Annotated in this window: 24 protein-coding genes, 1 tRNA gene and 1 other RNA gene; 2 read left to right on the top strand and 24 right to left on the bottom strand. The window is 47.7% G+C overall.

Annotated elements, in window-relative coordinates; all coding sequences use genetic code 11:
- Positions 1-120: 120 nt before the first annotated feature.
- From QOL74_RS10805 to yedF, 10 genes are all read right to left on the bottom strand, one after another.
- Positions 121-678, bottom strand: a complete 558-nt coding sequence (locus QOL74_RS10805; RefSeq protein WP_283409485.1) for a GNAT family N-acetyltransferase — start codon at positions 676-678, stop codon at positions 121-123.
- Between the two features lie 69 nt (positions 679-747).
- Complete coding sequence (locus tag QOL74_RS10800; protein ID WP_283409484.1) at positions 748-1,278, bottom strand: nitroreductase family protein; 531 nt, start codon at positions 1,276-1,278, stop codon at positions 748-750.
- Positions 1,279-1,415: 137 nt separating this feature from the next.
- On the bottom strand, positions 1,416-1,901 hold the full coding sequence (locus QOL74_RS10795; protein ID WP_283409483.1) for an immunoglobulin-like domain-containing protein: 486 nt from the start codon (positions 1,899-1,901) through the stop codon (positions 1,416-1,418).
- Positions 1,902-2,196: 295 nt separating this feature from the next.
- A complete protein-coding gene (locus QOL74_RS10790) occupies positions 2,197-2,493 on the bottom strand; it encodes a GNAT family N-acetyltransferase (protein WP_488153924.1) in 297 nt (98 codons plus the stop codon).
- A gap of 282 nt (positions 2,494-2,775) precedes the next feature.
- Positions 2,776-3,582 (bottom strand): class I SAM-dependent methyltransferase, encoded by an 807-nt coding sequence (locus QOL74_RS10785; RefSeq protein ID WP_283409482.1) that lies wholly within the window; start codon positions 3,580-3,582, stop codon positions 2,776-2,778.
- A gap of 450 nt (positions 3,583-4,032) precedes the next feature.
- Positions 4,033-5,220: an aminotransferase-like domain-containing protein gene (locus QOL74_RS10780; RefSeq protein WP_283409481.1), complete on the bottom strand. Its 1,188-nt coding sequence runs from the start codon at positions 5,218-5,220 to the stop codon at positions 4,033-4,035.
- The gene (locus tag QOL74_RS10775; protein ID WP_283409480.1) at positions 5,217-5,444 is read right to left on the bottom strand and encodes a DUF951 domain-containing protein; all 228 of its coding nucleotides are present in this window, start codon (positions 5,442-5,444) and stop codon (positions 5,217-5,219) included. Before QOL74_RS10775 ends, QOL74_RS10780 begins: the two co-directional genes overlap by 4 nt.
- A gap of 118 nt (positions 5,445-5,562) precedes the next feature.
- Positions 5,563-6,459: a mechanosensitive ion channel family protein gene (locus QOL74_RS10770; RefSeq protein WP_283409479.1), complete on the bottom strand. Its 897-nt coding sequence runs from the start codon at positions 6,457-6,459 to the stop codon at positions 5,563-5,565.
- Positions 6,460-6,619: 160 nt separating this feature from the next.
- Entirely contained in the window at positions 6,620-6,901 is a 282-nt protein-coding gene (locus QOL74_RS10765; RefSeq protein WP_283409478.1) for a putative Se/S carrier protein, read from the bottom strand.
- Between the two features lie 53 nt (positions 6,902-6,954).
- Positions 6,955-7,563 (bottom strand): sulfurtransferase-like selenium metabolism protein YedF, encoded by a 609-nt coding sequence (gene yedF, locus QOL74_RS10760; protein WP_283409477.1) that lies wholly within the window; start codon positions 7,561-7,563, stop codon positions 6,955-6,957.
- A gap of 394 nt (positions 7,564-7,957) precedes the next feature.
- Here yedF and QOL74_RS10755 point away from each other — a divergent pair, with 394 nt between their 5' ends.
- Entirely contained in the window at positions 7,958-10,327 is a 2,370-nt protein-coding gene (locus QOL74_RS10755; protein ID WP_283409476.1) for a bifunctional diguanylate cyclase/phosphodiesterase, read from the top strand.
- 155 nt (positions 10,328-10,482) lie between these two features.
- On the opposite strand, the gene ffs is transcribed toward QOL74_RS10755, so the two are convergent.
- The 11 genes from ffs to QOL74_RS10700 all read right to left on the bottom strand — a co-directional run bounded on the left by ffs (position 10,483) and on the right by QOL74_RS10700 (position 20,608).
- Positions 10,483-10,747, bottom strand: an RNA gene (gene ffs / locus QOL74_RS10750) — signal recognition particle sRNA large type.
- Between the two features lie 46 nt (positions 10,748-10,793).
- Positions 10,794-10,881: transfer RNA gene (locus QOL74_RS10745), tRNA-Ser, on the bottom strand.
- Between the two features lie 249 nt (positions 10,882-11,130).
- The gene (tadA, locus tag QOL74_RS10740; RefSeq protein ID WP_283409475.1) at positions 11,131-11,655 is read right to left on the bottom strand and encodes a tRNA adenosine(34) deaminase TadA; all 525 of its coding nucleotides are present in this window, start codon (positions 11,653-11,655) and stop codon (positions 11,131-11,133) included.
- Between the two features lie 30 nt (positions 11,656-11,685).
- The gene (locus QOL74_RS10735; RefSeq protein WP_283409474.1) at positions 11,686-13,287 is read right to left on the bottom strand and encodes a mannitol dehydrogenase family protein; all 1,602 of its coding nucleotides are present in this window, start codon (positions 13,285-13,287) and stop codon (positions 11,686-11,688) included.
- On the bottom strand, positions 13,284-14,369 hold the full coding sequence (gene uxuA / locus QOL74_RS10730) for a mannonate dehydratase (protein WP_283409473.1): 1,086 nt from the start codon (positions 14,367-14,369) through the stop codon (positions 13,284-13,286). The genes QOL74_RS10735 and uxuA overlap by 4 nt, the downstream gene beginning before the upstream one ends.
- A 52-nt stretch (positions 14,370-14,421) precedes the next feature.
- Positions 14,422-15,438 carry an alcohol dehydrogenase catalytic domain-containing protein gene (locus QOL74_RS10725; RefSeq protein ID WP_283409472.1) on the bottom strand — a complete coding sequence of 339 codons (1,017 nt, stop codon included), beginning with the start codon at positions 15,436-15,438 and terminating at the stop codon, positions 14,422-14,424.
- Positions 15,439-15,492: 54 nt separating this feature from the next.
- Positions 15,493-16,221 carry a GntR family transcriptional regulator gene (locus QOL74_RS10720; RefSeq protein ID WP_283409471.1) on the bottom strand — a complete coding sequence of 243 codons (729 nt, stop codon included), beginning with the start codon at positions 16,219-16,221 and terminating at the stop codon, positions 15,493-15,495.
- Positions 16,222-16,294: 73 nt separating this feature from the next.
- Positions 16,295-17,305 (bottom strand): 3-dehydro-L-gulonate 2-dehydrogenase, encoded by a 1,011-nt coding sequence (gene yiaK / locus QOL74_RS10715; RefSeq protein WP_283409470.1) that lies wholly within the window; start codon positions 17,303-17,305, stop codon positions 16,295-16,297.
- Between the two features lie 207 nt (positions 17,306-17,512).
- Positions 17,513-18,790: a TRAP transporter large permease gene (locus QOL74_RS10710; RefSeq protein WP_283409469.1), complete on the bottom strand. Its 1,278-nt coding sequence runs from the start codon at positions 18,788-18,790 to the stop codon at positions 17,513-17,515.
- A complete protein-coding gene (locus QOL74_RS10705) occupies positions 18,787-19,293 on the bottom strand; it encodes a TRAP transporter small permease (RefSeq protein ID WP_283409468.1) in 507 nt (168 codons plus the stop codon). Before QOL74_RS10705 ends, QOL74_RS10710 begins: the two co-directional genes overlap by 4 nt.
- A gap of 304 nt (positions 19,294-19,597) precedes the next feature.
- A complete protein-coding gene (locus tag QOL74_RS10700; RefSeq protein ID WP_283409467.1) occupies positions 19,598-20,608 on the bottom strand; it encodes a C4-dicarboxylate TRAP transporter substrate-binding protein in 1,011 nt (336 codons plus the stop codon).
- 369 nt (positions 20,609-20,977) lie between these two features.
- On the opposite strand from QOL74_RS10700, the gene QOL74_RS10695 reads away from it, so the two are divergent.
- A complete protein-coding gene (locus tag QOL74_RS10695; protein WP_283409466.1) occupies positions 20,978-21,262 on the top strand; it encodes a hypothetical protein in 285 nt (94 codons plus the stop codon).
- Between the two features lie 425 nt (positions 21,263-21,687).
- Here the strand turns inward: QOL74_RS10695 and QOL74_RS10690 are convergent, their stop codons facing one another.
- The 3 genes from QOL74_RS10690 to QOL74_RS10680 form a co-directional block, all read right to left on the bottom strand.
- The gene (locus tag QOL74_RS10690) at positions 21,688-24,708 is read right to left on the bottom strand and encodes an HD domain-containing phosphohydrolase (protein WP_283409465.1); all 3,021 of its coding nucleotides are present in this window, start codon (positions 24,706-24,708) and stop codon (positions 21,688-21,690) included.
- A 215-nt stretch (positions 24,709-24,923) separates the two neighbouring features.
- Complete coding sequence (locus QOL74_RS10685; protein WP_283409464.1) at positions 24,924-25,895, bottom strand: MBL fold metallo-hydrolase; 972 nt, start codon at positions 25,893-25,895, stop codon at positions 24,924-24,926.
- A 68-nt stretch (positions 25,896-25,963) separates the two neighbouring features.
- A complete protein-coding gene (locus tag QOL74_RS10680; RefSeq protein WP_283409463.1) occupies positions 25,964-26,830 on the bottom strand; it encodes a radical SAM protein in 867 nt (288 codons plus the stop codon).
- Positions 26,831-26,954 lie beyond the last annotated feature (124 nt).

Below are 26,954 nucleotides of genomic sequence, written 5' to 3'. Positions count from 1 at the left end.
CCTCCTTCAGCTATCGGTATTCTTCCCGGATCGAGTCAGCAGTTATTTGCCGTAAGGGGATCAATAGTTAAAAGCACAAAATTATTGACAGACCCTTTCTGTACCCCATAGGCGTATGTTTCATTGCCATTCTTCTTTTAGTATTGCAAATAAATATTCATCTGTATATTCGCCTTTATACCATAAATTTTTTATAAAGTGACCTTCCAACCTCATTCCAATTCTCTCCAGCAATTTAATGGAATTTTTATTTCTTGTGTCAGTTATAGCAATGACCCTATGCTTATTTAACACATTGAATATGTACTCCAATAGACATTTAACCAGCTCTGTCCCAAATCCTTTATTCTGATACAATGGATCTAATGAAAACCCTATTTCCACTTGATTCGTATCATGTGGTAATGTATGTATGGCACAATCCCCTATCAGCTTTCCTGTATCCTTTAATTCAACTGCAATTTGAAACCATGTATCAGGAATATCAGGTTCAAAGTTCATTTGTTCTTTTACAAATGCCACAGCTTGTTCATGCTTGTAATTTTCCCATCCTTCTCCTTGATATAAAGCTACCAGTGGATTGCTTCTATACGTTAAAAAAGCTTCTGCATCAGCTTCTTTAAACTTCCTCAATATAATTCTTTCCGCTTCTATATTGCTAAACTTTTTATTGCTCATAGACTACTCCTATTCTCCTTTGCTTTACTATTTTATACTTGCCCGATATTTTCTTCTTGCTTTTATTAATTACCTATCCTCACTATAGGTTTCATACATAACTGTATCCATAAGCGGTTTCCTCTCAGTTTCATGGCGGTCAGGACTTAAAAAACCACTGGCAGGATAACCTAAGATAAGTAGTGCAGTTGGTTCAATGTATTCAGGAATATTAAATTCCTTTCTTATAATTTTAGGATCAAACAATCCCACCATTACACTTCCGATATTTAATTCCCTTGCAGCCAGCATCATGTGGTCACAAATGATACCAATATCTAAATCACCCGAACATTTTTCATCAAAGGGCCGTATTAAAGCATTCCTTTTGTCCTGAGATACAATAAGGACACATGTTGCACCGAAGGTTTGATATGCTTTTTGAACCTTGCGAATATTCTCTTCTCGTTGAACAACAATAATGCGCTGTGGCTGCTTATTACATGCTGTTGGTGCCAAACGTCCTGCAGATAAGATTCGGCCAAGATCATCTTTACCTATTGGTTTATCAATAAATCCGCGTGTGGTGCACCTTCTTTTTGCTAATTCTATAAAATCCATTTTGAAATTCCTCCTTGATGCAAAATATAAAGGGGGATTTTGTATATCGTTTCGAGGCTTAACGACGACAGAATGGCGCCCCCAGATTCAGGCTAGCCAGGAAGGCGACAGTACTTTAAAAGAAGCCAAATTGTTTCTTAGTTTAAAATTGTAAACTCTGCTGCTACATAGTAACTGTCAAAGTCGCCAGTATTTCTAAAATCCAGTATATCCTTCACAATACGGTATTCACCAGCATGCAGACTACCATAGAGCCATTCCCAATCAACTATAAATTCTTCATTTTCGCCTGAAGTCAGGTTATATCCTATGTCATTAAATCCATAATCACCGTCTATGGTAACAGGAACCTGATACCATTTATTGTTACTTTTTTCTTCTAAGGAAAAGTACTCCCCATAGATGACATGATTATCTGAATTGTTCTCGAATACTACAGTCAAACCAGTAGTCGATACAGTTTCTTCTTTTATAGTCATGGTTACATCCGTGAAATTATTTACCGTTTCATATGTTGTAAGTTCCATATCACTTATCTTATTGCTATTAACTTCTTTCCCACATCCTACCAAAAGTATAAAACTTATAGCTACGCATACTAATATATTCATATTTCTTTTCATATTATCACTCCTCATATTATCTGACGTCAGAGATATATAATTAGTTCCATAATTACATAATCATTCATAGTGCACACTATTATTTATTCTGTACCAAATGCAACGTGAGTTGCGTCACATCCCAGCTACATGAGCGTTTTTCTAATGTGTTTCACCTCTTGTCATTAACTTTTCCTTACATCTCTACAAATGACAATGAAAATCAATCTTTTCATGCAAAGCGAACCGGAGTGCTTTATATGCGGAGTTATTTACGGTACATGCCATTTGCCTTCAATTTTATCGAACTCTTAACTTAAGGCTGAATATTTTTTGTCAGCAATATTTCCAAGGGTTCATTGTGAAATATAAAGCCTCCAATGTCCGCATACCCTAATCTTCTATAAAAATGCTGGGCTTCTTCATTTGAAAGTGTACTCGTCATAACGAAACCATGTCCTTCTCCTGCCATCTTTTCTTCCCAATCCTTAACAAGCTTTTTACCAAATCCCTTACCTCTATATTCATTAATAATAAATAGCATATTCATAAACGGATGCTCATCCCAAAAATATCCATATCTCAGCCATCCAACTATTTCTTCTTCTTTCAATAATAGAATCTCTCCATCTTCTATTTTCTTTTTTAACCTTTATTTACTAATGTGCTTATCCATTTTGCATAAAATATCATAATCACTAACCCTTGCTTTTATTATCATGCAAATATCCCCTCTTTTAAAAATAGTCCCTAGTAAATTATTTCGTATTACGTATGATTACCGCCACCAAGTTCGTTCTACCCTCTACATCAATGGGTATCTGTGCTATTTTGTTAGGTAATATCGACTTCTTGCTGAACAACAAGATGCAACTTAACTTACATATCATTCCTTTTAATCTTCAACGTTCATAACAAAAACCCGGTGCGCCTCTCTTGCGCTTTTAAAAAGACCTGCAAGCATAAACAGTATCTGGTAGTTTTTTGGTAGCATTTCAATTGCATTTTTATCAGTCAAATACAGCGTTTTCATATGCTTCACAGTTTGGGTGTACCCTTCGATTTCGCGCGGGTTATCAACTCCCCATTTAATCGTTGCCCCGGTTTTTTTCAAAGAAGGATGGTTTTTTATGCTTTTTGCTGTCCGTTTGGAATATGCATCAAATATTATTGTATAGCTCTCAAACTTCGATTTGAGTGCTCCAAAAAGTGCTTTTATCTCGCTTTCACAAAGATACATAAACAACCCCTCCGCAATAACAAGTACCTCTTTTTTAATTACTTCAATGCCATCTATCCATCTGAGATCTGTAACAGAAGAAGAAATGTATTTATAGTTTTCTGTTTCATCATATAGTTGCTTTTTTATGTCGATGACTTCAGGGAAATCTAAATCGTACCACTTTTCAATGTGAGGTCCAAGACGCATAAATCGCGCATCAAGACCGCAGCCGAGGTGCAAAACCAAGCAGTTTGGGTTTTCGCTAATAAAGTCCTTGGCAAAATCGTCGATAATTTTTGCGCGTATGGCAAGCATAATCTGTGTTTTTTTTTGGATTTTCAGCCTTGAGTAATCGTAGTCAAGTTTGTCTATCGCTGCCTCTGCATATAAATCGTTAAAAACTCCTATTTCGCTCATCTTAGCTTTCCCGTAAAGAGGGATTATCAGAGTTTCCATTTCATTTTTTAACTGTATTTTCATACGATAACCTCCTGAAGATAGAATAAATCTTACATCTCAATATTCCTCTATTCTGTACCATTAGATTTATAACCTGCATTCCCGGAATTTATAACGAGGGTGGATTAATGCCTAACGCTATATAAATATCTTTCTGCTTCTGCGTCACTTCACCCAGTAAGCGACCATGCTGAAGTTCAGTCGTTCTTTCAGGTCTCCAAAACCTTTTTCCGTGATGTCTTTACTGCGGTATAGAGAGAGGGCTTCATAGGGCTATCGGTTTATTTCAGGCAGCAAAAAACCCCTGTGAGGATACTTGAAAGGCGGTTCTTTCAAGTATTCTCTCATAAGGGGGGGTTCAAGATCACGCATTCCCAAGATCACGCATGGCATTGTTCATATTTCTATCTGTTTAACCTTCTGTTTAACTCTCTGTTTAAAAACAGGTTGGCGGAAGGCCGCCGAATTGCCCTACATCATCTCTTGAATGGCTTCTCCCAGGCGCTTGATGCCTTCTTTGATCTTTTCTTCAGGCATGTTGGAGTAGTTCAGGCGCAGGGTGTTTTCGTAGCCGCCGTTGGGGTAAAAGGAGCCGCCGGGCACAAAGGCTACTTCTTTTTCAAGGGCTCTTTTGAAAAGTTCACGGGCGTTCATATGAGCAGGCAGCTCCACCCAGGTGAACAGGCCGCCGTTGGGGTAGGTGAAGGTGAGGCCTTCCACTTTTGGAAAATACGTTTCCATGGCTGTCAGCATCACATCTCTGCGGCTGCGGTAGACTTCTCTGATGGTGGCGATGTGTTCATCCAGGTCGTAGTCTTCCATGAACTGGTTTAACTCCCGCTGGCCCAAAGAACTGGTCTGCAGGTCGGCACCCTGTTTCACCAGTACGAACTTGTTCAGCAGTTCCCCTTCGCCCAGGGTCCAGCCCAGGCGCATGCCGGGACAGAAAGTTTTGGAGAAGGTGCCCAGAAACAGTACCCGTCCCTGGGTATCGAAGGATTTTACTGCCGGAGGCCGCTGACCTTCAAAACGCAGTTCGCCGTAGGGGTTGTCTTCCACAATGGGCAGATCAAACCGGTTGGCCAGTTCCACCAGCTGTTTGCGCCGTTCCACCGACCAGGTTTTTCCTGTGGGGTTCTGAAAATCGGGAATCACATAAATCATTTTCACTCGGTCACGGGTGGTGAGCACCCGTTCCAGTTCGGCCATGTCCATGCCGTCATCATCCATGGCGATGTCCACAAACTCAGGGCTGTAGGCTTTGAAAGCCATGATGGCTCCCAAATAGCTGGGCCGTTCGGTGATGACGATGTCGCCTTCATTAAGGAAAACTTTACCGGCAAAGTCAAGACCCTGCTGAGATCCGCTGGTGATGAGTACGTTGTCGGCAGTGGCATTAACGCCAATGGCTGCCATGCGGGCGGCAATTTTTTCCCGCAGGGGACCATAGCCTTCGGTAGCGCTGTACTGGAGGGCCTGCATGCCTTGTTCTTCCAGCACTTTCACTCCCACCACCTTCATGGCTTCAACGGGGAACAGCTCCGGTGCCGGCAGGCCTCCGGCAAAGGAGATGATCTCCGGTCGTTCTGCCAGCTTTAAAAGCTCCCGAATTTCTGAGGCCTGCAGGTTGTTCATGCGGTCGGCGAATTGAATGTTCATGATGATTCCTCCTGTGATGGTTGTTGGGTTGGTGCATTGGGGCCCGGCGTCACCTGGCGAATGCGTTTCTCCAGGTTGGGGCGGGGAATCCAGACTTCATGGCCGCACCCGTCGCATTTAATGCGAAAGTCGGCACCGGTGCGCAGAATGGTAAATTGTTTGCTGCCGCATGGATGGGGTTTCTTCAGGGTAACCCGGTCGCCAACAAACAGGTTCATGGGCATGGGCCTTCATTCCTTTCCTTGGGAGCTTCCCTGTCTTGCCTTTTTATCTATCTTGTTGATCTTGTTGATCTGGCTTGTCTGGCTTGTCTGGCTTGTCTGGCAGTTTGTCTGACAGATTTCACCGGTCTTGCTTTTCTTTGTCATTTCCCCGCTGATAGAGTACCCGGCGGGGGTAGGGAATTTCAATTCTTTCCCGGTCAAAAGCCAGCTTGAAGGCTTTGCGCATTTCCCGCTCGATGGCCCATTGTTCCATGGGTTCGGTTTTGGCCAGCACAGCCAGCACCACATCTGAATCTCCCAGTTCGGTAACCCCCAGCACTATGGGGCCTTCCAGAATTTTTTCATTGGCGGCTGCCAGTTTTTCGCTCTCGCTGCGAAGCACTTCCAGCGCTCTTTCAATATCTTCTTCGTAGGCAATGGAGATGTTCACCAAGGCACGCATTTTTCCGTTGCTTTTATTCACCACATGGCTAATGGCACCGTTGGGAACAATGTGGAGGTCACCGTTGAAATCTCGCACTTTGGTGACCCGCAGGGCCATTTCTTCCACAATGCCGCCGGAGCCGTCCACCTCGACGTAGTCTCCCACACTGAACTGGTTTTCAAAAAGAATGAAAAAGCCGGTGATCACGTCCCTCACCAGGTTTTGAGCGCCAAAGCCCAGGGCCAGGCCGCCCACACCGGCGGTGGCGATGAGGGCCCCCACCTGTACGCCGGCCATGTTGAGTACAGAGGTGCCGGCGATGAAATAAATGGTATATTTAATGATGCTGGTCATGAGGCCCTCCAGGGTATTCACCCGGGCCTCATCCACCTTGAATTTCAGGTGCTGCCGGGAGGAAAAAACCCGAGACACGACCGCCTGCAACACTTTGATAGCAACGCGGGCCAATAGCAGAATGATCACCAGGCGAATGAGGAATCCCAGCATGCGCCCCACCACTTCTGTTTCAGTGATGAGTTGATAGGTGTGCAGCAACTGCTGCCACAGGCTGGTGACTTCTGTTACTTCCATAAAATGGCTCCTTTCGTTTTGCATGATACGTCTTCTGTTGCATCATAAATCTTCTCTTATTCGTAGATGTTCAGTCACTAATCTTCTCTTATTCGTAGATGTTCAGTCACTCGCATTTTTCCCTGCTTACAGATTTTCACTTACTCGTTGGCTTTTCGATTCAGCAGTCTTCGTAGCATTGCCGCCAGGGGTTTTCTTTGTCCGCTTCTTTTCGATAAAGCCCCGCCCATTCGATGCCATGATCAGCGAGCATCTGCCGCACCTGTTGCAGATGGTTGATGTCATCCACGTTCAGCAGCAGCGACAGCCCGCAGCTGGCAGTGATCTGGCGGGGGGTGGGTATCATCTGAAAAACGAAGCCTTCCACAGGCTTCTCTTTCAGGCGGGATTCGGCGGCCATGGCATGGTGCGTTGAATCAAATACCAACAGCCATTGATTCATGTGATTGCCTCCCGTAAAGTGATTTCGTCGGGTGTTGCCGGGTCGATATGGGACTACAGTTGCAGCGTATTTTTGGCTTTGTTCAAATGCTCCACAATGGTGTACATGTTGCTGATACCGCCCACCATGAGCATGCTCTTCAGTTTGAAATAATCCAGGCAGGTGCCGCAGGAGAGAATTTCCACCCCGTTTTCCTCCAGCTTGCGCAGGTTATCAAGAGAATCGGAACCGGCGCAGGTGAGCTTGACGCCGCTGTTGACAAACACCAGCGTCTTGGGCATGGGAAGTACTTCGGTCAGGGTGTAGAGGTAGCCTTTCATAAGAATGCGGCCCAGCTCCTCCGAACCCTCTCCCAGATAATCCTTGGAGATCATTACCACCAGATCACTTTTGGGAAAGCTCTCCGGCTCCATCTCCAGATCAAGCACGCGCATTTCCCGGTACTTCAGTTCCTTAAAAATGTCAATGTAAAAGTTTCCCTGATTTTCTTTCACTGTGTACCGATAGTCCATGCTCTTGGCAAACTTTTGAATGTTTTCTTTGGCAGTTTCATTGTCTACAATTGTACGCACACTGCCTTCTGGCAGCGCATCCAACGCTTTCTTGGTTTGAATCAGCGGCATGGGGCAGTTGAGCCCCCGGGCATCGATTTCTTTGTTCATCGTTAATTCCTCCCAAAAACCAGCCTTTCATTCAGCTGTTTATTTCGGCTGCAAATGGTTGTTGAACAGCGTTTTGATCCTTCTGTTTCCTGCGAATTGAAGGGTTCTATCAATACTATATCATAAATCCCACGGTTTGACAGTCTCCTTTTCCCCTTCTATTCCCATTCAGTTTTTTGGCATGGTGACGATAATACAAACATGTGGTAAGATGATGACAGGTGTGTCAAAATTCATTTCATTTCCAATCGATGCTTTTACTGATGTGACCAAATCTGTTTGTGTGACTACCCGGTTGATGTGAATGAGTCTGTTTGAGTGTATGAGCATGCTTGCTTGTATGAGTCTATTTGTGTGACCGCCTTTATTTCTGCTGAAAAGAAGTGATTGCTTTATGCGCAGCATTAAAATAAAAATTCTTTTAGTTAGTCTGACGACTATTCTGATGGCATCTGCCATCTTGGGTGTTTCCAGTTATCAGGCCAATACGCTTGTGCTTGAAAGGGAAGCAGAGGCGTCACTGGAGCTGTTGGCCCTGGAAAGCGCCGAGAAGCTTTCACTGATGATGCAGCTGCAACTAAAAGGACTTGAAGAGCTGGCGGCCCGGGAGCGGGTGCGCAGCATGGACTGGTCCCGTCAGGTGGATGCCCTTTTGCCGGAGCTGGAGCGCCAGGGCTTTCTGGCACTGGCGGTGGTGAACAGCGATGGAATTGCTCACTATATTGACGGCTACACCCTCCCCCTGGGTGACAGACCCTATATTCAGCAAGCCCTGGCTGGGCAGTCCACTGTCTCCGAAGTACTTGTCAGCCGCGTCACCGGTGAACCCGTGGTGATGCTGGCCACTCCCATTGAAACCTTTGACACATCCCCCGCCGCCCTCATTGCCCGTATGGATGGCGCCTGGTTAACCGATCTGGTGAATCAGATCGAATACCGGGACAGCGGCGTCGCCTGTCTCATCAACTACCAGGGTACCATCCTGGCACATCGCCAACACCCTGAATGGGCACTGACACTCGCCACCCTTGATACCATTCGAGAAGAATCCCCCCATCTGGAAGGCTTTGCTTCTTTTATTTCACAGACCCTCCAATCCCAGCAACCGGGTATTGGCAATTACGCCGATGAGTCAACCCAAATTCATATGGGTTTTGCACCGGTGGCAGGCACCGACTGGATGCTTTATGTGGGAGCGACTCACACCAGTATCATGGCAGGCATCGCTGCTTTTCATGAACTATTCTTCACCACACTGCTGCTGGTGATGCTGGGCGGCTTACTGGCTTCACTATTGCTGGCCCGTCACTTTTCCCACCCCATTATTGAACTGGAGCGTCTTTTTACCCAGGCCACAGCCGGCGACCTCACGGTGCGCGCCACCCCCCACACCCGGGACGAAATTGGCCGGGCAGGCCACACTTTCAATGTGATGATGGACCGGCTGGCAGACCTCACCTATTACGACCCCGTCACCGGCCTCGCCAACCAGCGGGTGCTCCACCAGGATTTCAGGGAGTTAACCGAGACTTTCAAAGATGAAGATACCATCCCTTTACTCCCGCTGCTGTTGGTGGCCGCCGATAATTTCAAGCGAATCAACGAACGTTTCGGCTACCGTGAAGGCAACCAGCTCTTGCGCATGGCCGGCCACCGGCTGCAAATCTATTCCGGCGACCACTGCCGCCTTTACCGGGGGCAGAGTGATGAATTCATTCTCATCTGTCATTCTTTCCAGGGCTTGGCGGAGGCTGAAGAAGCCGCTCGATTTCTCCTGCAAAAACTCCAGGAACCCTATGAGCTGGCCAGCGAAAAAGTGTCCCTCACCTTCAGTGCCGGGCTCGCCACCTTTCCCCTGCAAGGGGAAACACTGGATGAACTGCTGAAAAATGCCGGCTTTGCCAAGAACATGGCAAAAGAAAAAGGCTCTGGCCGCCTGCAGGTGTTTGATATTGCGATTCAACAGCAGGTATTGTCTTCCCGCATTTTGGAAGAAGAAATGTCGCTGGCGCTGGATCGCAAGGAATTTTTGCTGGAATATCAACCTTTGGTAGATCTAAAAACCGGAAACATACACACAGTTGAGGCCCTCGTCCGCTGGCAGCACCCTGAAAGGGGGAGACTGGCCCCCGACCTGTTTATTCCTGCAGCCGAAAACACGGGGCTTATCAATCGCCTGGGAAAATGGGCACTGTTGGAGGCCTGTCGGCAAAACCGGCAGTGGATGGACCAGGGGCTGCGCCCCGTGGTAATGGCTGTGAACATTTCTGCCAGACAGTTTGAATCCCCCGATTTTGTTTCTAATGTGCGCCAGGCTTTGAACGAGTCCGGTCTGCCACCGGCGCTTCTGGAGCTGGAAGTGACGGAAAGTGCGGTAATTCAACAGGTGGAAGAAAATATTCTTCGATTGCAGCACCTGCGTTCCATGGGTATTCGCATTTCGCTGGACGATTTTGGCACCGGTTATTCTTCTCTCAGTTATGTGGTGCGCCTGCCCATTGACACGCTGAAGATTGACCGCTCTTTTGTCAGCATTCTCACCAGCAGCCGCCAGGCCCACACGGTGGTCTCCACCATTATTTCCATGGGTCACTCTCTCGGGCTGACCCTGGTGGCAGAAGGCATTGAAACCCTGCAACAGTTGGCCATGGTTCAGGAGGCCTCCTGCCAGCTGGGCCAGGGCTACCACTTCAGCCCGCCTCTTCCGGCTTCTAAAATGGAAATGCTGCTTCGCCAGGGAACACTGAAGCCCAAGCTGTCGTAGCCCATTTCATTTCATTTTGACACGTTTATACGAATTGACACACCTATACGAAAACGGAAAGCCTGTCGGCTTTCCGTTTATTGTTGTATTCATATGCAATATGCGAATGATGATGTCATGAGGTGATGATGTGTTTCACAGTGTAAAATATAGAGCTGTGCACCCCACTCTGACCATGCCTCACAGCCGGTACTCCGGTCGCCGGCTCAGACCAGGCTGACCCGCAACACACGAAAGGGATCACTTACCGCTGCTTCCTTCCGGACCTGACGGGATTCATGAGCTTCCGTTGCACGGGACCCAGTCCTCATCACCACGTGCCGGAGGCAGCGCCACAAGCACAGGGCCTCGGCGGGGAATTCGATCCTGCTATAGCGGATTGCAGGCAACAGGGCACCGCTACCTCCCCATCTAGCACAGCAACTCTTATGACTTGGTTAGCCGGGAAAATCCCGGAATAATAAAATGGCGGAGAGAGCGGGACTCGAACCCGCGGGGCCGTGAAGCCTTACACGCTTTCCAGGCGTGCCCCTTAGCCACTCGGACACCTCTCCGCGACAGTTTCAATGCTGCCGGTTTTGTCAAATTGTCTCCAGCCGCACAATTTATTATATAGAAAGTCACCGCGTTTGGCAAGGCATTTTTTTCTTCCCCAGCGCCTGCATCACCCGGTGATCGCCTTCCATCAGACAGGCGCTCTTTCCTTCCAACGGACTTGTTCCTTTAACCTGACTCATTACATCCATTTGAAACCTGACTCATTACTTCCATTTGAGTTATTCCATCAAACCGACTTCAACAGACTACTCACTTTGGGATTTCTTTTTTTCCCGAAGGTTTTTGAAGAAGCGGCTGATCACAGCCGTACACGCTTCTTCCAGCACACCGGAGACCAACGCCGCCTGATGATTAAACCGCTCGTCCTGCAGAAAATTGATCAGGGAACCGCAGGCTCCTGCCTTGGGGTCTGCAGCTCCAAAAACCACCCGGTCTATGCGGGCCTGAAGAATGGCTCCGGCACACATGGGGCAGGGCTCAATGGTAACGTAGAGGGTGCTGTCTGTCAGCCGCCATCCTCCGGCGGCGGCACAGGCCTGCTGAATGGCCAGCAGCTCCGCATGGGCGGTGGCACATTTTCCTGTTTCCCGCAGGTTATGGGCCCGGGCGATGACTTCTCCCCGGCGCACCACCACTGCCCCAATGGGGACTTCTCCCAGCTTCGCTGCTTTTTCTGCCTCTTCCAGCGCCATTTTCATGTAGGTTTCATCAGTTGCGTCACCTTCATCAATACCACCAGCCGCTGTTATTCGGGCTTGTTCCTGTTCCATGGCACTATGCCTCCCTGAGGGGTTTGGAAATTACCCCAAATACTTCTTCAGAGTCTGCCGCACTGCACCGGCTCCGGCGATCATCTCAAGAAACATACCCGCTACTTTTTCTGCCAGGCCCGCCTGGTATAAATCCACTCCGAATATCTCTCTGTTGGATAGAATCTCCGTCAAATCTGCAGTTTTGTCTCCCAGCCGTATCTTCTTCATAATGGGGGCCAGCACATCCATCATGGGGTCCGGTGAGAGTTCCATGGCCCTGCCTTCATCATCAACGGCCATCAGATACCGTAACCAGGCGGCCAGCGCCAGAGAGATTCCCACCAAAGCGGCCGGGTCCAGATGGGGGTCTTTCATATAGGCTTTAATGGTTTCCCCAAATCGAATGCCCACTTTTTGGGAAGTGTCTGTGGCAATGCGCTGGGGCGTATCCGGGATGAAAGGATTCACAAATCGTTCTCCAACCACTTCATCAATAAACTGTTTCGGTTCAATGATACCGGGGTTAATGACCACCGGCAACCCTTCATCGTACCCAATTTTCATCACCAGTTTTTTCAGTTCTGCATCTTTCATTTCATCGGCAATGAGGGTATGCCCCAGCAGACAGCCCGTAACAGCCAATGCAGTATGAAGCGGATTCAGGCAGGTGGTGACTTTCATGGTCTCCACATTATTGACCGTTTCTCGGCTGCCAAATAGAATGCCCGCTTTTTCCAACGGCGGTCTTCCATTGGGGAAGGTATCTTCAATCACCAGGTATTCGCTTACTTCTGCGTTGACAAAGGGCGCGGTGTAGGAATTTTTGGAAGTGATGATGACGCCCATGTCTGCCAACCCCAACGATTCCAGGGTTTCCTGCACAATCTCTGCAGGTCTGGGGGTGATTTTGTCGATCATGGAGAGGGGAAATGCCATTTGTGCAGGGTCCTGAAGATAGTCCACAAAACCCTGGGCGACCATTCCTTTTTCCTCCCAGACTTTTCCGATTTCCAACACAGCGGCTTTGATTTTGTCGCCGTTGTGGGAACAGTTGTCCATGCTCACCACCGCCAGCGGGTATTTGCCGGCCTGGTATCGCTGGTACAGCAATGAGGTGAGCACACTCATGGCGTGAATCGGTGCCGAGGGCCCTCCCTTCAGATCTGCTTCCACGACTCCGAAGTAATTGCCCTGATGGTCTTTGATGGCATAGCCTTTTTCAGTGATGGTGAAGCTGATGATTTGCAGGGCTGGATTTTTCACGTATTCGGTCAGCTTGGCAAAATCGCCGTTTTCCACCCGGGAGGTGACGGCCTCCACAATACTGGCCACCACTGCTTTTTCAAGGGTGCCGTCTGCTTTCATGATCACCGACAGCGTCAGATTATCGTAGGCATGAAAAACCTTCTCCACAATTTCATGATCAAAGGTTTCCACCGCCACAATGCCGTTATCCACCAGCCCCTGGTTTAAAAGCACCTGATGGGCGCGCGCCGGGAAAATACGGAATATATTGCCTGCGCCAAAGTGAATCCAGCCTGGATTTTTCCTGGTATTGGTTGTCACCTTATCCAAATCGAAAGCCGGCAGGGCGATATTTCTTTCTTGCCAGAACGCCTGCTGTTTCAGCGCTTCCCGGTTCAGCTTCATCGCTGCTCCTCCTCTTTCTGCTTGTCCAGCAAATCCCAAACACCCAGCATGTACATGATGCCCATTGCCCGGTCGTATAGTCCGTATCCGGGACGGCAGTTTTTTTCTTCGCCCCACAGGTGACGCCCATGGTCCGGACGAATGTAGCCTTTAAAGCCCATTTCGTGGTAGACTTTGACGACTTCTACGGTGTCCACGTTTCCGTCTTTGGCCCGGTGGGAGACTTCAATAAAGTCTCCATTTTCGTAAATCCGTACGTTTCGAATGTGGGCAAAGTGGATCCGATCGCCAAACTCCCGAATAATGGCCGGAATGTCATTGGCTTTGTTGGGGCCCAACGAACCGGTGCACAGGGTCAACCCATTGTAGGGGCTGTCCACCAAGTCCAGAAACCGGCGAATATGATCTCTGCTTCGAATGATTCTTGGCAACCCAAAGATGGGCCATGGTGGATCGTCCGGATGAATGGCCATTTTCACGTCCACTTCCTCACAGACTGGGATGATTCGCTCCAGAAAATAGCGCAGGTTTTCAAAAAGGGTGTCTTCATCCACATCTTTGTAGCATTCGAACAGCTCTTCCAGTTTGCCCAGGCGTTCCGGCTCCCACCCTGGCATGGTTTTACCTCCGGCCCCTCCCAAGATCAGATCTGCAATGGCTTTGGGGTTGATGCCTTCCACCAGTTTTTTCTCGTAGTATAACGCATTGCTGCCGTCTTCCAGCTCTTGGTACAGGTTGGTTCTTGTCCAGTCGAAGACGGGCATGAAATTGTAGCAGATGACTTTCACCCCTGCTTTTGCCAGCTTTCGAATGGTGTCGATGTAAATGTCGATATGCTTATCTCGATTTTCATTGCCCAGCTTGATGTCATCGTGGATGTTGACACTTTCCACCACATCTCCGTTAAACCCCTTGGATCGGATGTGGTCCATGGTTTCTTTGATTCGATCTTCCTCCCACACTTCGCCGGCCACTTTATCGTGAAGTGACCAGACGATTCCGGTCACGCCCGGTATCTGCCGTATGTGATCCAAGGTGATATCGTCATTGTTAATGCCGTACCACCGCCACGTCATTTGCATGGTTATTTCCTCCCTGAAGACATTTGGTATACGGGGTGTTCGATGATCCCCATTAAAACGTTATGACAATCTTTTTAACCGTGGGGTCTCTTTTTTCAATGAGCCTAAAAGCCTCTTGAATATCTGAAAAATCAAAGGTGTGAGAGACCGCTCCGGTTAGATCCAGCAGCCCGTCATCGATCAAATCCAAGACTTCCTGAAACCGCTTGTTTTGTAACCTGGACCCCCGGACATCCAGCTCTTTGGCAGTGATTTTTAGCTGTGATACGGGTGATGGCTCCTCTAAAAACCCCATGGTAATGACCCGGCCTGCATTCCCGGTGACGTCAAGCAAGAATGGCAGTGTATCTTTGGTGCAGGCCGCATCGATTGATACTGTGGGGCCGTACCCACCCGTGATGTCACGAATCAGCCGGGCCGGATTTTGATCTGTCATATTCACTGCAAAATGAGCCCCTTTGGCAAGGGCTTCACTCAGTCTTTCTTCTGATACATCCGCTGCTATGATCGTACTATTGAACCGCTTGGCGACATTTAAAATGCTGCTTCCTAAAGCGCCCGCGCCTAGAATGAGCAGCACATCTCCGTCTCTCAATTCTGCTCGATGCAAGCTCTGTACGGCTATTGTCGCGGGTTCGATCATCACCGCATCCACAAAAGAGATGGTCGCCGGCAATCGATAACAGTCCTTTTGATCTGCAACCAGATATTCCCGGTATCCTCCATGCTCATGTACTCCGCGAACTTTAAGATTGTGGCATACATTTCCCCGGTTGATACTGCATGCATAGCAGGTGCCGCACGGCATGACCTGGTCCAGAATGATTCGGTCACCCACTTTCACACGATCCACTTTTGAACCTGTTTCTTTCACTACTCCCACAATTTCATGCCCCAGAATTCTGGGATATGTGGCGACAGGGCTGGTGCCATGATAAATGTGCACATCACTGCCGCAAATGCCCGCAGCCTTCACCTGCACCAGTACCTGGTGTTCATCTGTTATTCGGGGATTTTCCATATCAACCATTTCAAGCTGATTTGGTTTGCGTACAATGGCCGCCTTCATGTTCCAACTCCTCCGATTCTGCTGTTTGCATCGCTGCTGCTTCCACTATTTCACCTATGCACCTGTTCGATTGGCGTCTTTTGACGAAAACAGCTCATTTTCATGTTGCTTTTTGAAAAATTGAGGATACTGTTCACGCATGGTCTTCTCATCAATTTTATAGCGGCTCAGGTGCTTTTCAATCACGGCTTTCGCCTCTGCCTTGTCTCCATTGGCAATCGCTGCTGTTATGGCTTTATGATCACTTACAATTTTAATGTCTTTAATTGTCGATAAGCTTAAATTCCGCACCCGGTCAAAGTGAATCATGAAGCCTTTAATCATATAATAAGTTCTTTCTTTCTTGCAGATGGAATATAATTTTTTGTGAAACGCATCGTCCATTTCCAACAGTTTATTCGGTGCAGGATTTTCTAAATAAAACTCCTGTAACCGTATATTTTCTTCCAGTTTAAAAATATCCTGCTTCGATGAAACATCACAAGCCATTTCCACAATTGCCGGTTCCAGCACATACCGTAAAAATCGTGCTTCTTCCACAAGATCAGGATCAATGAAAGAAATCATGCTGCCCTTTTGGGGATAAATTTCAACAATTTGCGCCTTGCTCAGCTCAATCAAGGCTTCGCGTACCGGGGTTCGGCTGACGCCCATTTCCATGGCGAGTTCATTTTCACTCAAAAACGCGCCGGGTTGCAAATGCATGGAGATAATGTTACTTCTTAGAATTCGCAGTGCATATTCCCTCGCAGTTTCACTCTTGTACCGTTCAATGATTTCCATCTAATTTTCACCCACTCCATCTCATTTATTGTTTTTCCGACACGAAAAAGAGGCATCTTGGCATTTTATCGTTTTACAGTGATCGGATCTCTTCCCATACCTGATCGTCCACAAAAATCCCTAACTCATCATGTTCTTTTCGAAACCGTGCCATTCCTTCTCCCGGAACAGACACGCCCTGTGAATTTTCTGCGGGCTGTGCACTTTTTACATGCTCAATGGATTTTCGGATGGCGGCCATCATATCTTCTTTTTCAGTGATTTTGCCGGGATCAATGACAATCATGACTTGAGAAGCCCCGCCGCAGCTGCCTTTTCCAGCTTGATCCAGATCGGCCGCTCCAATACCGTCTGTTAAAACCGTTCCTAAAATATCCAGCATGTGACTCATTCCTGAACCTTTCCAATAGCCAATCGGCATAATGCGCATGGACTCTTCAATGGCCCCGGGATCGTCTGTGATGTTTCCATTTTTATCAAATCCGCCTGGGAAGGGCAGTTTCTTCCCTGCCAATCTGGTCACCTGCAGTTTGCCATACGAATACTGTGAAATAGCCATGTCGAAAAGAAGCTCTGCCCCTTCTTTTTGCCCGGGCATTGCCATGACAAACGGGTTGTTGCCCAGCTTACATTCTTTCGCGCCCCAGGGTGGCATCACAGATTCTGTATTTGTCCACATAATGGCAACGAACCCTTTTTGAGCGGCTCTTAACCCGTAGGTGCCGCCTCGCATCCAGTGCGTTGTGTTTTTCAAACCAACCATGCCAATCCCGTAACGCTCTGCCAGTTCCATGGCACGGTCAACGCCATACAGCGCATTCAAAACGCCCGAACCCATATTTCCATTATACACTTGAATGGATCCAAACTCTTTTTCAAGGGTTGGTTCTGCATTCACATCGACCCATCCCTTTTGAACATACTCGACAAAACGCGCCACGCGGTTAACACCATGTGAATAAATGCCGTCGTAGGTGGATTCTGAGTGCACCCTCGCACAAACAGACGCTTTTTCTTCACTCATCCCGCATTTCACAAAGGCACGCTTGATTTCTCCATAAAGCTCATCAAATGTCAGACGCATCATTTCATCTCCTTCATATCACACGCACGCTGTCAGCATGCACGGCCCACTTACTGCTTGCACCTATGATCAACTTGCTGCTTGCACACATCATCCACTTGTTTCTTGCATCCACGACACACATTCGTTTCTTGCGGTATGTCTCCGTTTTTTTTGCTTAAGCGACACTTGTGCTCTTGTCACGCATCATTTGCGTCTCCGTTCACTTTAACCATACACCATGTTTGGTAAAAACAGGACAATTTGAGGGAAGAACACCAGGATCACCAGCAAAATGATGATGGCTGCAATGAAAATAAGCGATTCTCTCGTATAATCCCCAATGGAACATCCCAAAATGGAACAGGTTGTATACATGGCTACACCAACAGGCGGAGTCATGCCACCCATGGTCACAATAATCATAAACAAAATCCCAAAATGCACTGAGTCAAATCCCAGCCCCTGGATAATTGGCAAAAAGATGGGTGTCAGAATAAGCACATTGGCCGTTGCCTCCATAAACATACCGACCACGAAGACAAACAGCAGAATAATCAGCAGAACAATGTAGGAGTTGCTTGAAACAGTGGTAATAACACCCGCCAGTTTTTGAGGCACACGCCCGGTGACCAGGGCATATCCAAATGCATTTGAGCAAATAATGATGATCATAATGGCAGACAAATCAACCGACGTCTTTTTAAGAACATCCACCAGCTTCGCGAATGTCAGCTCTCTGTAAACAAAAACCCCAATAAATAATGCGTACACCACAGCAAATGCTCCCGCCTCGGAAGGCGTAAAAACACCAAATCGAATACCGACAATCAGAATGACAGGAAACAATAGCGCCCAAATATTTTCAATCAACCCTTTCAACACTTCATTGAAAGTGGCATATGTTTCCCGCTCTCTTGAATAATTTCTTTTTTTGGAGATAATGCCGACCGCAGTCATTAAAAAAACGGTCATCAGCACCCCCGGGACAATACCTGCCAAAAACAGCCGCCCAATGGAAACTTCTCCCGTGACACCATAAAGAATCAGCCCGATGCTTGGCGGAATGGTGGATGTAATCAAACCGCCCATGGCAAGAATTGCAGCGGTAAACCCTTTATGAAACCCTCTTTTATTCATGTCAGGGCCCAGAATACGGCTTTCCATTGCTGCGTCGGCCACTGCAGAACCTGAGATGCCACCCATCAGTGTACTCAAGACAACCGACACCTGGGCCAGTCCCCCCCGCATGTGCCCTGTCAGCACTGTCGAAAACTTGATCAGCCGGCTTGTGATCCCTGTTTCATTCATTAAATTGCCGGCCAAAACAAAAAACGGGACTGCCAGCAACGCAAAAGACTGCGTACTGCTCACCATCCGCTGAACCACAATCTGCATGGGTACACTTTCGGTAAAAAAGTATAAGAGACTTGAAATTCCAACAACAAAGGCGATTGGCATTCCTGCGGCTAATAGTACCACAAAACTAACTGCGAGGTAAATCATATCGTTTCGCCTCCTTCATCGTCGGAGTTTGTTTCCAAGTTTGAATAATCACCAGTCATAAAGTTCTTCAAATACTCAAAAATTCGGGTTGTGATCGTGTAGATCATCAATAATGATCCGACTGGTGCACTCGCCGTTACAAATGAATAACTGATGGGAAGTGTATTGAAGCTTCTTCGATAGTTGATCACCACTAAATTTGTGCCATAATAGACAACAAATACCAAAAATACCAAAATCAACAGACTATTGATCAGATACACGCTGTTTCTCATGCGAACAGGTAATTTATCTGTCAATATTTCAACACCCATATGTCGTTTTTGCTTCATGGCCAGGTCTGCTCCTATGAAGCAGACCCATGCAAATACCAATTGTGCCATATCTGTTGACCATGACATGTCAATTCCAAGCCATCTGAGAGTGGCTGCAGAAAAAACGAGAATAATGAGTGCTGCAAGCCCAATACCCGTAAACATACTTTCGATACGCCGTAATATCATGCGAACAACACCTCTGGTTTAATGATTGCCTGAATCCGTGACAGGCGGCACTGCAACCCTTCTTTAAGCAGACCTGTCTTTAAGCAGACCTGAACAAACTTTGACCGGACTTGTGCTGGCTGAACCTGTCCGGTCAGTCTTTCTGAAATGATTCACGTAAAACGCGTACTGAGAGAGTTTTCTTGCCAGCTTAAGAAAAGGGGGTGACAAAGGGGATAACAAACGGGTTTTCATGATTGCGATTCGCGAAGGCTTGCAGTTGCTTTCAATCCGCTATCACGGATTCAGGAAATGTAACAGTTGATTATCTTCCCAGTTCTGCATCAATGGCATCTTTCAATTCACGATATCCCAACACATCATATGCTGATTCAGCAGCCAGTTTAAAGGCCTCCAAGTCGACCTCAACCAACTCGACACCACCGTCAATGCACATCTGCAAAAACTCTGCGTCTTTTTCCAATACCAGCTCTGAAGCATGTTGTCCACCGGCATAGGCTTCTTCAACAAGAATCTGTTGAAACTCTGCAGGCAGTGTTTCGAACCAGCCATTTGATATTACCAAACCGGTTAAAAGTTGAAAATGACTTGTTAATGAAACGTAGTCGGTCACTTCATAAATACTTGATCCATAGGCGGCAGAGTTGTGAACTTCAACTCCTTCTACCACACGTTGCTGAAGCGCCTGGTATGCTTCAGACCAAGCTAGAACAGTGGTATTGGCACCCATTGCTTCAAGAGATCTTGTCACAATGTCAGACCCTGAACTGCGGATTCGAAGGCCATTCAAATCTCCCGGTTCGGAAACAGGCGATTTGGTGTACAAATGTCTGCTTCCCTGAAAATAGTTGAAAGAAAGAATCTTTAACCCATGCTCTTCAAACTCATCAACCAGCTCACTGTAAACGGTGGTCTCCATTAATTCTAATGCACCTTCATAGTTATCTGCAAGGTATGGCCCGCCCAAAATGCCAAAATCTTTCACATAGTTACTCATGCGGCCCGGGTCTGTAATAATTCCAACGCCAGCCCCAACGATGGCCTGCTCAAGAACATCCTCATCGGCTCCCAGCTGTGCCCCCGAATATAATTCGACCTCTACAGCCCCGCCAGTACGCTCTTCCACATTGGCCTTAAACACCTTTAAGCCTTCAAACAGAGGATCTGTCTCCGAAGTAACCGTGCCCACTTTCAGTACATAGGTTTGTGCGTCTCCACCATTCGTACCCGAAGTGCCCGATCCATTACCAGAACAAGCAACCAGCGTTGCCACCATCGTTAACACCATGAAACTTAACAACAGTTTTCTTTTCATACCTTCTCCTCCTTTTATCATTAAAAGCACTTGATACTGGTATGTTAGCACATTAGTATACTAGTGTCAACGTTTTCCCAAAAGAATCTCTCCATGTTCCGGCCGGCCTCATGAGGAAGCCGCGTCTGCAATGTGCCACCGTTCCAGGCTCTGCCCTTTGAAAAGTCTACCTTTCTTTTCAACTCTTCCCGGAATAACCGCAAAGAAAAAACACACCAATTCAGAAAATTTCATCTTGACGGTCACTTCTTTCCTTAAGATGCTCATTCCGTGCTATAATAACCATGGATGCGCACCGGCGGAGGGATTTGCCATTCACCAACAGCCTGCTTCACAACATGCGTTAAACAGAAAGGTGGTCATTGATTAATGGAGAAAAAGTTATTGCAACTCAATGAAAAATTGGCTTCAGACAGCACGTTAGCCGGTCAAATTCTGGAGAAGGAATCGGCTGAAGAGGTTCAGGCACTGCTGAAAAAAAACGATTTGGATTTTTCAATTGAAGAAATTCAGGAACTGCGGGATCATTTAATTCAAATAGCTTCAGACCCTGCATATGATATTTCCACCGTTCCCTACGGCGACATTTTTCAAGCAACGCTTGAACTTATCAGTGTCAGCAATGAAGGTCCTGTAACTGGTCCCCACTGGTAATTTTTAAATCCGTTATTCTCCCTCCGTCAATTTCAATTGCGCTGTCAAACTATGTCATTTTTTTGTTTTCTCACGGTTGCCTTTGAAAGATCTCTTTCGTACGCTGAAATCTGAAGACAGCGATCAATTCTTATATACACCGCTCTCTCAGATGTTTCACATCTCTCTAACAGTCGAATCCGCAACATGATTTCAACACACGTTATCAAAGTTGACTGAACATCTGAAAGATAAAGGAGAGCTCCCAATATCGCAGAGCTCTCCTTTATTGTGCACTGTCAAATTGCAACGTCACCCTTACAGATCAACGTTTTTTTCGAAGTTACTCGTCTGTCTCCTTCGGTTCTCTTGATTTTCTTCGTTCACTTGATGGAATGTGGATAGACGCCGTTTGATTGGACAGAAACGATAAGGAAGAACCCGCTTTAGATCATCTTTTCTTTCATCAGCACGGATTCAAAGACGGGTACCAGTTCCGGGTCAAATCGAATCCCCGCTAACGCCTTTATTTCTTCCAGTGCTGATTGCGGCGTTCGTGCCTTTCTGTAAGGCCGATGGGTGGTCATGCCGTCCCATGCCTCTGCAAGTGCTGCAATGCGTGCTTCCAAAGGGATTTTTTCGCCTGCAATACCCCGGGGATACCCTGACCCGTCCCAATGTTCGTGATGTCCCAGCACATTTTCCGCAATCGAAGTATATTCCCGGGAAGACCGCAGCATCTGGTAGCCCAGCTCGGGATGCCTTTCAATCGCGCGCCTTTCTTCAGGTGTCAGAGTTTCCGTTTTTTTCAGCAGTTCCGGGCTGAGTGCGCTCTTTCCGATATCATGCATAATGCTTGTTTTCCGCAATCTTTCCATGGCGTCCGATTCCAGTCCCAGGGCATTTCCCATGGCTTCGCACAATCGGGCCACACGCTGGGCGTGGCTCTGTTCATGTTGATGGGTTTCATAGAAGGTATTCAGAATCATATTGACGGTGTCAAAATGCACCTGCTGGCTGTCCATCAACTTGCGCCGGTACATTTTGTCCTCCGCTTCCTTGAAGATGATTGCCATGGATTCCTGTTCCGCTTCCTTGGTGGCCCACCCAACAGAAGCTGATATCCGCAGTCCTTTTAAGGGCACTTCACTGATGCGCTGCTGAATACGCTTTGCCAGTTTTTCAGCATCCTCTTTACGGGTGCCGGGCAAAATGATCACAAATTCATCGCCGCCGATTCGGGCAATGATTTCATCATTGCGACATGCCTGCTGCATCACTGCTGCCACCCGCTGAACTGCCTGATCGCCCACCTGGTGTCCAAAAGCATCATTGATGAGTTTAAGACCGTTCAGATCAAGGATTAGCAATGACAAAGGCAGGTTGCGATGGGTATCCAGCCTTTTCAGCTCTGCCTCAAAGAAATGGCGGTTAAAGACACCGGTCAGTTGGTCATGATAACTTAAATGCAGAATTTTTTCCTGCTTCTCTTTTTTCTCTGTGAAGTCCCTGAAGACCACCACCACACCTGTCACACGGCCCTCTTCATCTTTAATGGGTGCCACACTGTCTTCAATGGGGAGTTGACTGCCATCTCTGGCTACCAGCAGGGTATTCGGCGGCAGGCTGTAGGCTGCTTTGTTCACCAGTACCTGTTCCACCGGGCTCTTGTGTGCCATTCCGCTATGTTCATCAATCATACAAAAAACTTCATCAAAGGCTTTCCCCTGCGCCACTGCCTGAGGCCATCCCGTCAACCGCTCTGCCAGTTCATTCATAATGGTAATGTTTCCATTTTCGTCAGTGGCAATCAAAGCGTCACCCATGGAAAAGACAGTGGTTTTTAAAAGTTCCCGTTCATGATACAGCTTATGTTGTAACTGCCTGCTTTCTGTAAGGGCTTCTTTAAGTTCCGCAGTTCTTTCATTGACTTGCTCTTGCAAGATTTCGTGATGACTTTTCATAAATTGATCTGCTCGGTCAAGCGACCCGGCCATTTGGTTAAACGTGTGCGCCAGTAAACCCACTTCATCTCTCGAAATAATCGGTACCTGTACCTTCAGATTTCCTTCTCCCACTTCCTGAACCCCATTGAGCAACAAGCGCAGGGGCTCCACAAGACTCCACCTGAAAAATCTGGGGAAAATCAACAGGACTATTGCCAGTCCCAGCACAAGAAGTCCCTTCACTTGTAGAGCGACCGGGTTGATAACTCTTTGAAGATCACTCACAGGAAACCCAACCACATAATGCCTGTCATTGTGATCAAATGAGTATGAAATATAGGTATTCTGGGGATAATTGCCTGTATACCCTCGTCCAGGCTGATATGATTCGGTGACAAACCGATCTCTCTTAAAATCAGCCAGATAGAAACCTTGATCCTGCAGGAAATGTATCTTCGCTGCTTCATGTCCTGCAGGTGATTCATACGTGCTTATTGCTCGTTCTGTTGCCAGTTTAACCGCTTCCGCCGGATACGATATGACAAAAGCAGCTTTCGCATTGTTATATCTATCACCAGGATCCTGCTGACCTTCATCCATATACTGGACCACCTCTTTAACTTCTCCCAGCCATTCCTGATAGTACTCGTGCCGAACCCCTTCAATATAAATGAAGCCCACAGCTGCAGTGATGAATAGAACCAGTGCCAAAGTGCTCAAGTTCAATTTTGTCATGAATGTGGTGGGTTCCAGCGAGTGTGCCAGATACGCTTGAATGAAAAAAACAAGAAACAGCATCATTCCCGCAACATTAAACATGTAGTATATCCGAAGCGGAATCCAAACATACAATATAATCCAGTACACAGCAGACATGATACTGAGAAAAAAATACAATGCGACACTCAGCATAAACGCCCGCATTGCTTTAATCGTACGTTCCTGTGGTTCATGTAGTACTCGCCCTGCATCGTCAATCCATGCTCTCATAGCGGCAAGCCTGTTCATTTTGCCTGTTTGTGATTGTTCTCTCATCTTCTGTGATGGTAAAAATGATTTAGCCCGAAAGAACAAGACAAACACCGCACCCAGATACCCAATGACGTTCAGGGCCAAAAGAATCATTAAGTAGGGGTGTTTGCCGGTAACTGCATAAGCAATGCCGCCCCATATTCCAGGCACCATCATTGCAAAAGGATAAAGCTTGTCAACCCATTTTTTAGCCTGCTTCGGCGACTCCTTTGGATAAGCATGGGCAAATTCGATGAGAAACAGTGCTCCCATCAAATAGAAAAACAGCGTCAGGGCATCTGTCCAGTACTCAATGGCTACCACCATGCCTGCATATGTCAGATAGTGAAACAGTGTTCCCAGCGAATTGGACGCAAAAAACATACCCAGAAGCCGACTGGCTTTTGAATACTTTCGGTGTTGCCACAGTGTTCCGGTGATCACCAGGCTTAACAGCAACTGGGCCAGCACCAATATGGTCTCCGGTCGAAAAACCAGCCAATCCAGCACCTTTTCTCCTCCTTGAGCTTTCAAGGTGTCTTGCAACTCCCATTATACTACCCGTTAACCCATAAATGAAACTCCAGACGCATTTTTTATGAACTTTTTTTAAAAACCTGATGTTCAACGTTGAACATCAGGTCAGATTGCAGGCAACAAATGATAAAGGCAAGGGTTTCACATTTGTCTTCATCATTTTTTCAACGGTTGTTATCGTATGGGAGTCAGAGAATCTGATAGTGGAGCACTCCCTGCCGTTCTTCTTTGGTGATCTGACCTGTGGCAGCCAGGTGCTCCAGATGTGACATGGCTTCCCCTGCGGCAAACCATTTCTGGGCATGGGGAAAATCATCCCAGCTGTTATAACGCAGTTCCCAGTGCATACGGGCGGCCACTTCTCGCACGGTGGTGTGGCCTTCTTTCAGGATTCCCATGATTTCTGTCAGCCGCAGCTGGTGGTGGTGGGTCAGTTCCTGTATGCGCTGCCGGTGATCAGCAACGGTTCCCCGGTGGGCGGAAAAAAGATGGTTAATGTCAAAGGCGGCCACTTTCTGTAGGTTGTTCAGGTAGACATCGAGAATGTCCCACTGAAAATCCCAGAAGGCAATGTTGGGGGTTATCCGGTCAAGGATGTGGTCACCGCAGAAAAAGAGGCGGTGGGTTCGCTCATAGAGCCCCAGCTGGCCGGGGGTGTGGCCGGGGATTTCGATGACTTCAAAAACGTAGTCTCCCAGGGTGAGGGTGTCGCCCTCTTGAAGGGTCTGAAAAGAAACGGGTTGGGGGCTGCGGTATTTATACCCCGGGTGGTCCTGAAAGGTGACTTGATCCTGTTCCAGGTCAAAGAGAACCCGGAAGCCTTCAAATCGCTGCCAATAGCTGACCTGGCTCATTTCATTCACGGCATCACCGTCCCACTGGCTGGCGTACACCTTCACCCCCCGCTGGCTGAGAGCCGACGCCAGGCCGCTGTGGTCGGAATGAAGGTGGGTGATGAACAGATCTGTTTTTTCCAGTTCTGCCCCGGCTTCTGTCATTCCCTGAAGCAGGGTTTCCAGGCAGTCGGGCCGATTGAAGCCGGTGTCGATGAGCAGGTTGCGTTCTGGCGAGGTGATGAGGTAGCTGTGTACTGCTTTCAAAGGATTGCCTGGAAGCTGAATTTCGTTTTTGTAGATGTGGGGGTATACCTGCTGCAACATGGGAGTTCTTCCTCTCTGTGGTGATGGAGATTCGTTCATTAGATCGAGCTGTTATGAATGACTGCGCCTTACAGAGCCCGCCAGCCTTCGGGGCGAAGGCGGCCCTGTTCTCCGGCTTCCTGTATTTCTGCCAGCAACCGCTGTTGATCCTGGTTCAGCACCCCTGCCAGGTTCAGGTAATTGGAGGGGTGATTGCTTCGAAAGGTGCAATCGGTGACTTGAAGGTTTTCCAGCAGCAGCCGGGTTTCTGCCAGCACTTTTTCCGCCGGCAGCAGGTGAAAGCTTCCCTGCTGAATCTGGCGATGGAGGGGGGTATTGTCTTCCACCAGCAGGGTGAGGAGGCCCAGGTATTCCGGGTTGATGGCACTGATGACCCGGGCGCTTTCAAGGGCGTGTTCCTCCCAATGGGTGGTGCCTCCCAGCCCTGAAATGAGCATACAGGAAAGGTGAATGCCTGCTTCACGCACCCGCACCCCGGCGGTGATCATTTCTTCTGAAGTGACTCCTTTGCGCACTTGTTGCAGCACGGTGTCGCTGCCGCTTTCCACTCCCAGGTACACCAGCTGCAGCCCGGTCTTGTGAAGGGATGCCAGTTCTTCCGGGGTTTTTCCCAGCATATCACCGGGGCCGCCGTAAAGGCTCACCCGTTCCAGGGCGGGAAACTCCCGGTACAGGGTGGTGAGGATTTCCAGCAGCAGCGGGGTTTCCAACCCCAGCACGTTGCCGTCGGCAAGAAAAATGCGCCGGGCACCCGGGTCAATGGCTTTTCCCCAGGCGATGTGTTCCCGCATGGCTTCCGGCGATTTCACCCGGTAGGGCTTGCCTTTGTACATGTAGCAAAAGGTGCACTGGTTATGGGAACAGCCCAGGGTCAGCTGTAAAATCAGGCTGCGGGCTTCGCTGGGTGGTCGGTAGAGGGGGGCTTCGTAGGTCATGGCTAAACCTCACTTTCCTTTGCTTTTAAATGAGCCGCGTGGTTGAATATGTAGTTGAACATGTGAGTGAGTGAATGTGTGTGTTTTGTTGCACCTGTCAGTGAACCTGTGCTGAATCGTGGCA

The organism is Anoxynatronum buryatiense, from assembly GCF_900182905.1.
Lineage (GTDB): Bacteria > Bacillota > Clostridia > Peptostreptococcales > Tindalliaceae > Anoxynatronum > Anoxynatronum buryatiense.
This window is presented reverse-complemented; position numbering and strand designations above follow the sequence as displayed.

Coding starts and splice junctions, on each gene's coding strand:
- QOL74_RS10735 (WP_283409474.1), bottom strand. CDS start 13,287: ATGAAGCTGAACCGGGAAGCGCTGAAACAGCAGGCGTTCTGGCAAGAA.
- QOL74_RS10725 (WP_283409472.1), bottom strand. CDS start 15,438: ATGAAGGCGGCCATTGTACGCAAACCAAATCAGCTTGAAATGGTTGAT.
- QOL74_RS10800 (WP_283409484.1), bottom strand. CDS start 1,278: ATGGATTTTATAGAATTAGCAAAAAGAAGGTGCACCACACGCGGATTT.
- QOL74_RS10765 (WP_283409478.1), bottom strand. CDS start 6,901: ATGAATCAATGGCTGTTGGTATTTGATTCAACGCACCATGCCATGGCC.
- QOL74_RS10780 (WP_283409481.1), bottom strand. CDS start 5,220: ATGAACATTCAATTCGCCGACCGCATGAACAACCTGCAGGCCTCAGAA.
- QOL74_RS10775 (WP_283409480.1), bottom strand. CDS start 5,444: ATGCCCATGAACCTGTTTGTTGGCGACCGGGTTACCCTGAAGAAACCC.
- tadA (WP_283409475.1), bottom strand. CDS start 11,655: ATGGAACAGGAACAAGCCCGAATAACAGCGGCTGGTGGTATTGATGAA.
- QOL74_RS10755 (WP_283409476.1), top strand. CDS start 7,958: ATGCGCAGCATTAAAATAAAAATTCTTTTAGTTAGTCTGACGACTATT.
- yiaK (WP_283409470.1), bottom strand. CDS start 17,305: ATGCGTCTGACATTTGATGAGCTTTATGGAGAAATCAAGCGTGCCTTT.
- yedF (WP_283409477.1), bottom strand. CDS start 7,563: ATGAACAAAGAAATCGATGCCCGGGGGCTCAACTGCCCCATGCCGCTG.
- QOL74_RS10805 (WP_283409485.1), bottom strand. CDS start 678: ATGAGCAATAAAAAGTTTAGCAATATAGAAGCGGAAAGAATTATATTG.
- QOL74_RS10685 (WP_283409464.1), bottom strand. CDS start 25,895: ATGTTGCAGCAGGTATACCCCCACATCTACAAAAACGAAATTCAGCTT.
- QOL74_RS10680 (WP_283409463.1), bottom strand. CDS start 26,830: ATGACCTACGAAGCCCCCCTCTACCGACCACCCAGCGAAGCCCGCAGC.
- QOL74_RS10785 (WP_283409482.1), bottom strand. CDS start 3,582: ATGAAAATACAGTTAAAAAATGAAATGGAAACTCTGATAATCCCTCTT.
- QOL74_RS10770 (WP_283409479.1), bottom strand. CDS start 6,459: ATGGAAGTAACAGAAGTCACCAGCCTGTGGCAGCAGTTGCTGCACACC.
- QOL74_RS10705 (WP_283409468.1), bottom strand. CDS start 19,293: ATGATATTACGGCGTATCGAAAGTATGTTTACGGGTATTGGGCTTGCA.
- QOL74_RS10695 (WP_283409466.1), top strand. CDS start 20,978: ATGGAGAAAAAGTTATTGCAACTCAATGAAAAATTGGCTTCAGACAGC.
- QOL74_RS10795 (WP_283409483.1), bottom strand. CDS start 1,901: ATGAAAAGAAATATGAATATATTAGTATGCGTAGCTATAAGTTTTATA.
- QOL74_RS10720 (WP_283409471.1), bottom strand. CDS start 16,221: ATGGAAATCATTGAACGGTACAAGAGTGAAACTGCGAGGGAATATGCA.
- QOL74_RS10710 (WP_283409469.1), bottom strand. CDS start 18,790: ATGATTTACCTCGCAGTTAGTTTTGTGGTACTATTAGCCGCAGGAATG.
- QOL74_RS10700 (WP_283409467.1), bottom strand. CDS start 20,608: ATGAAAAGAAAACTGTTGTTAAGTTTCATGGTGTTAACGATGGTGGCA.
- uxuA (WP_283409473.1), bottom strand. CDS start 14,369: ATGCAAATGACGTGGCGGTGGTACGGCATTAACAATGACGATATCACC.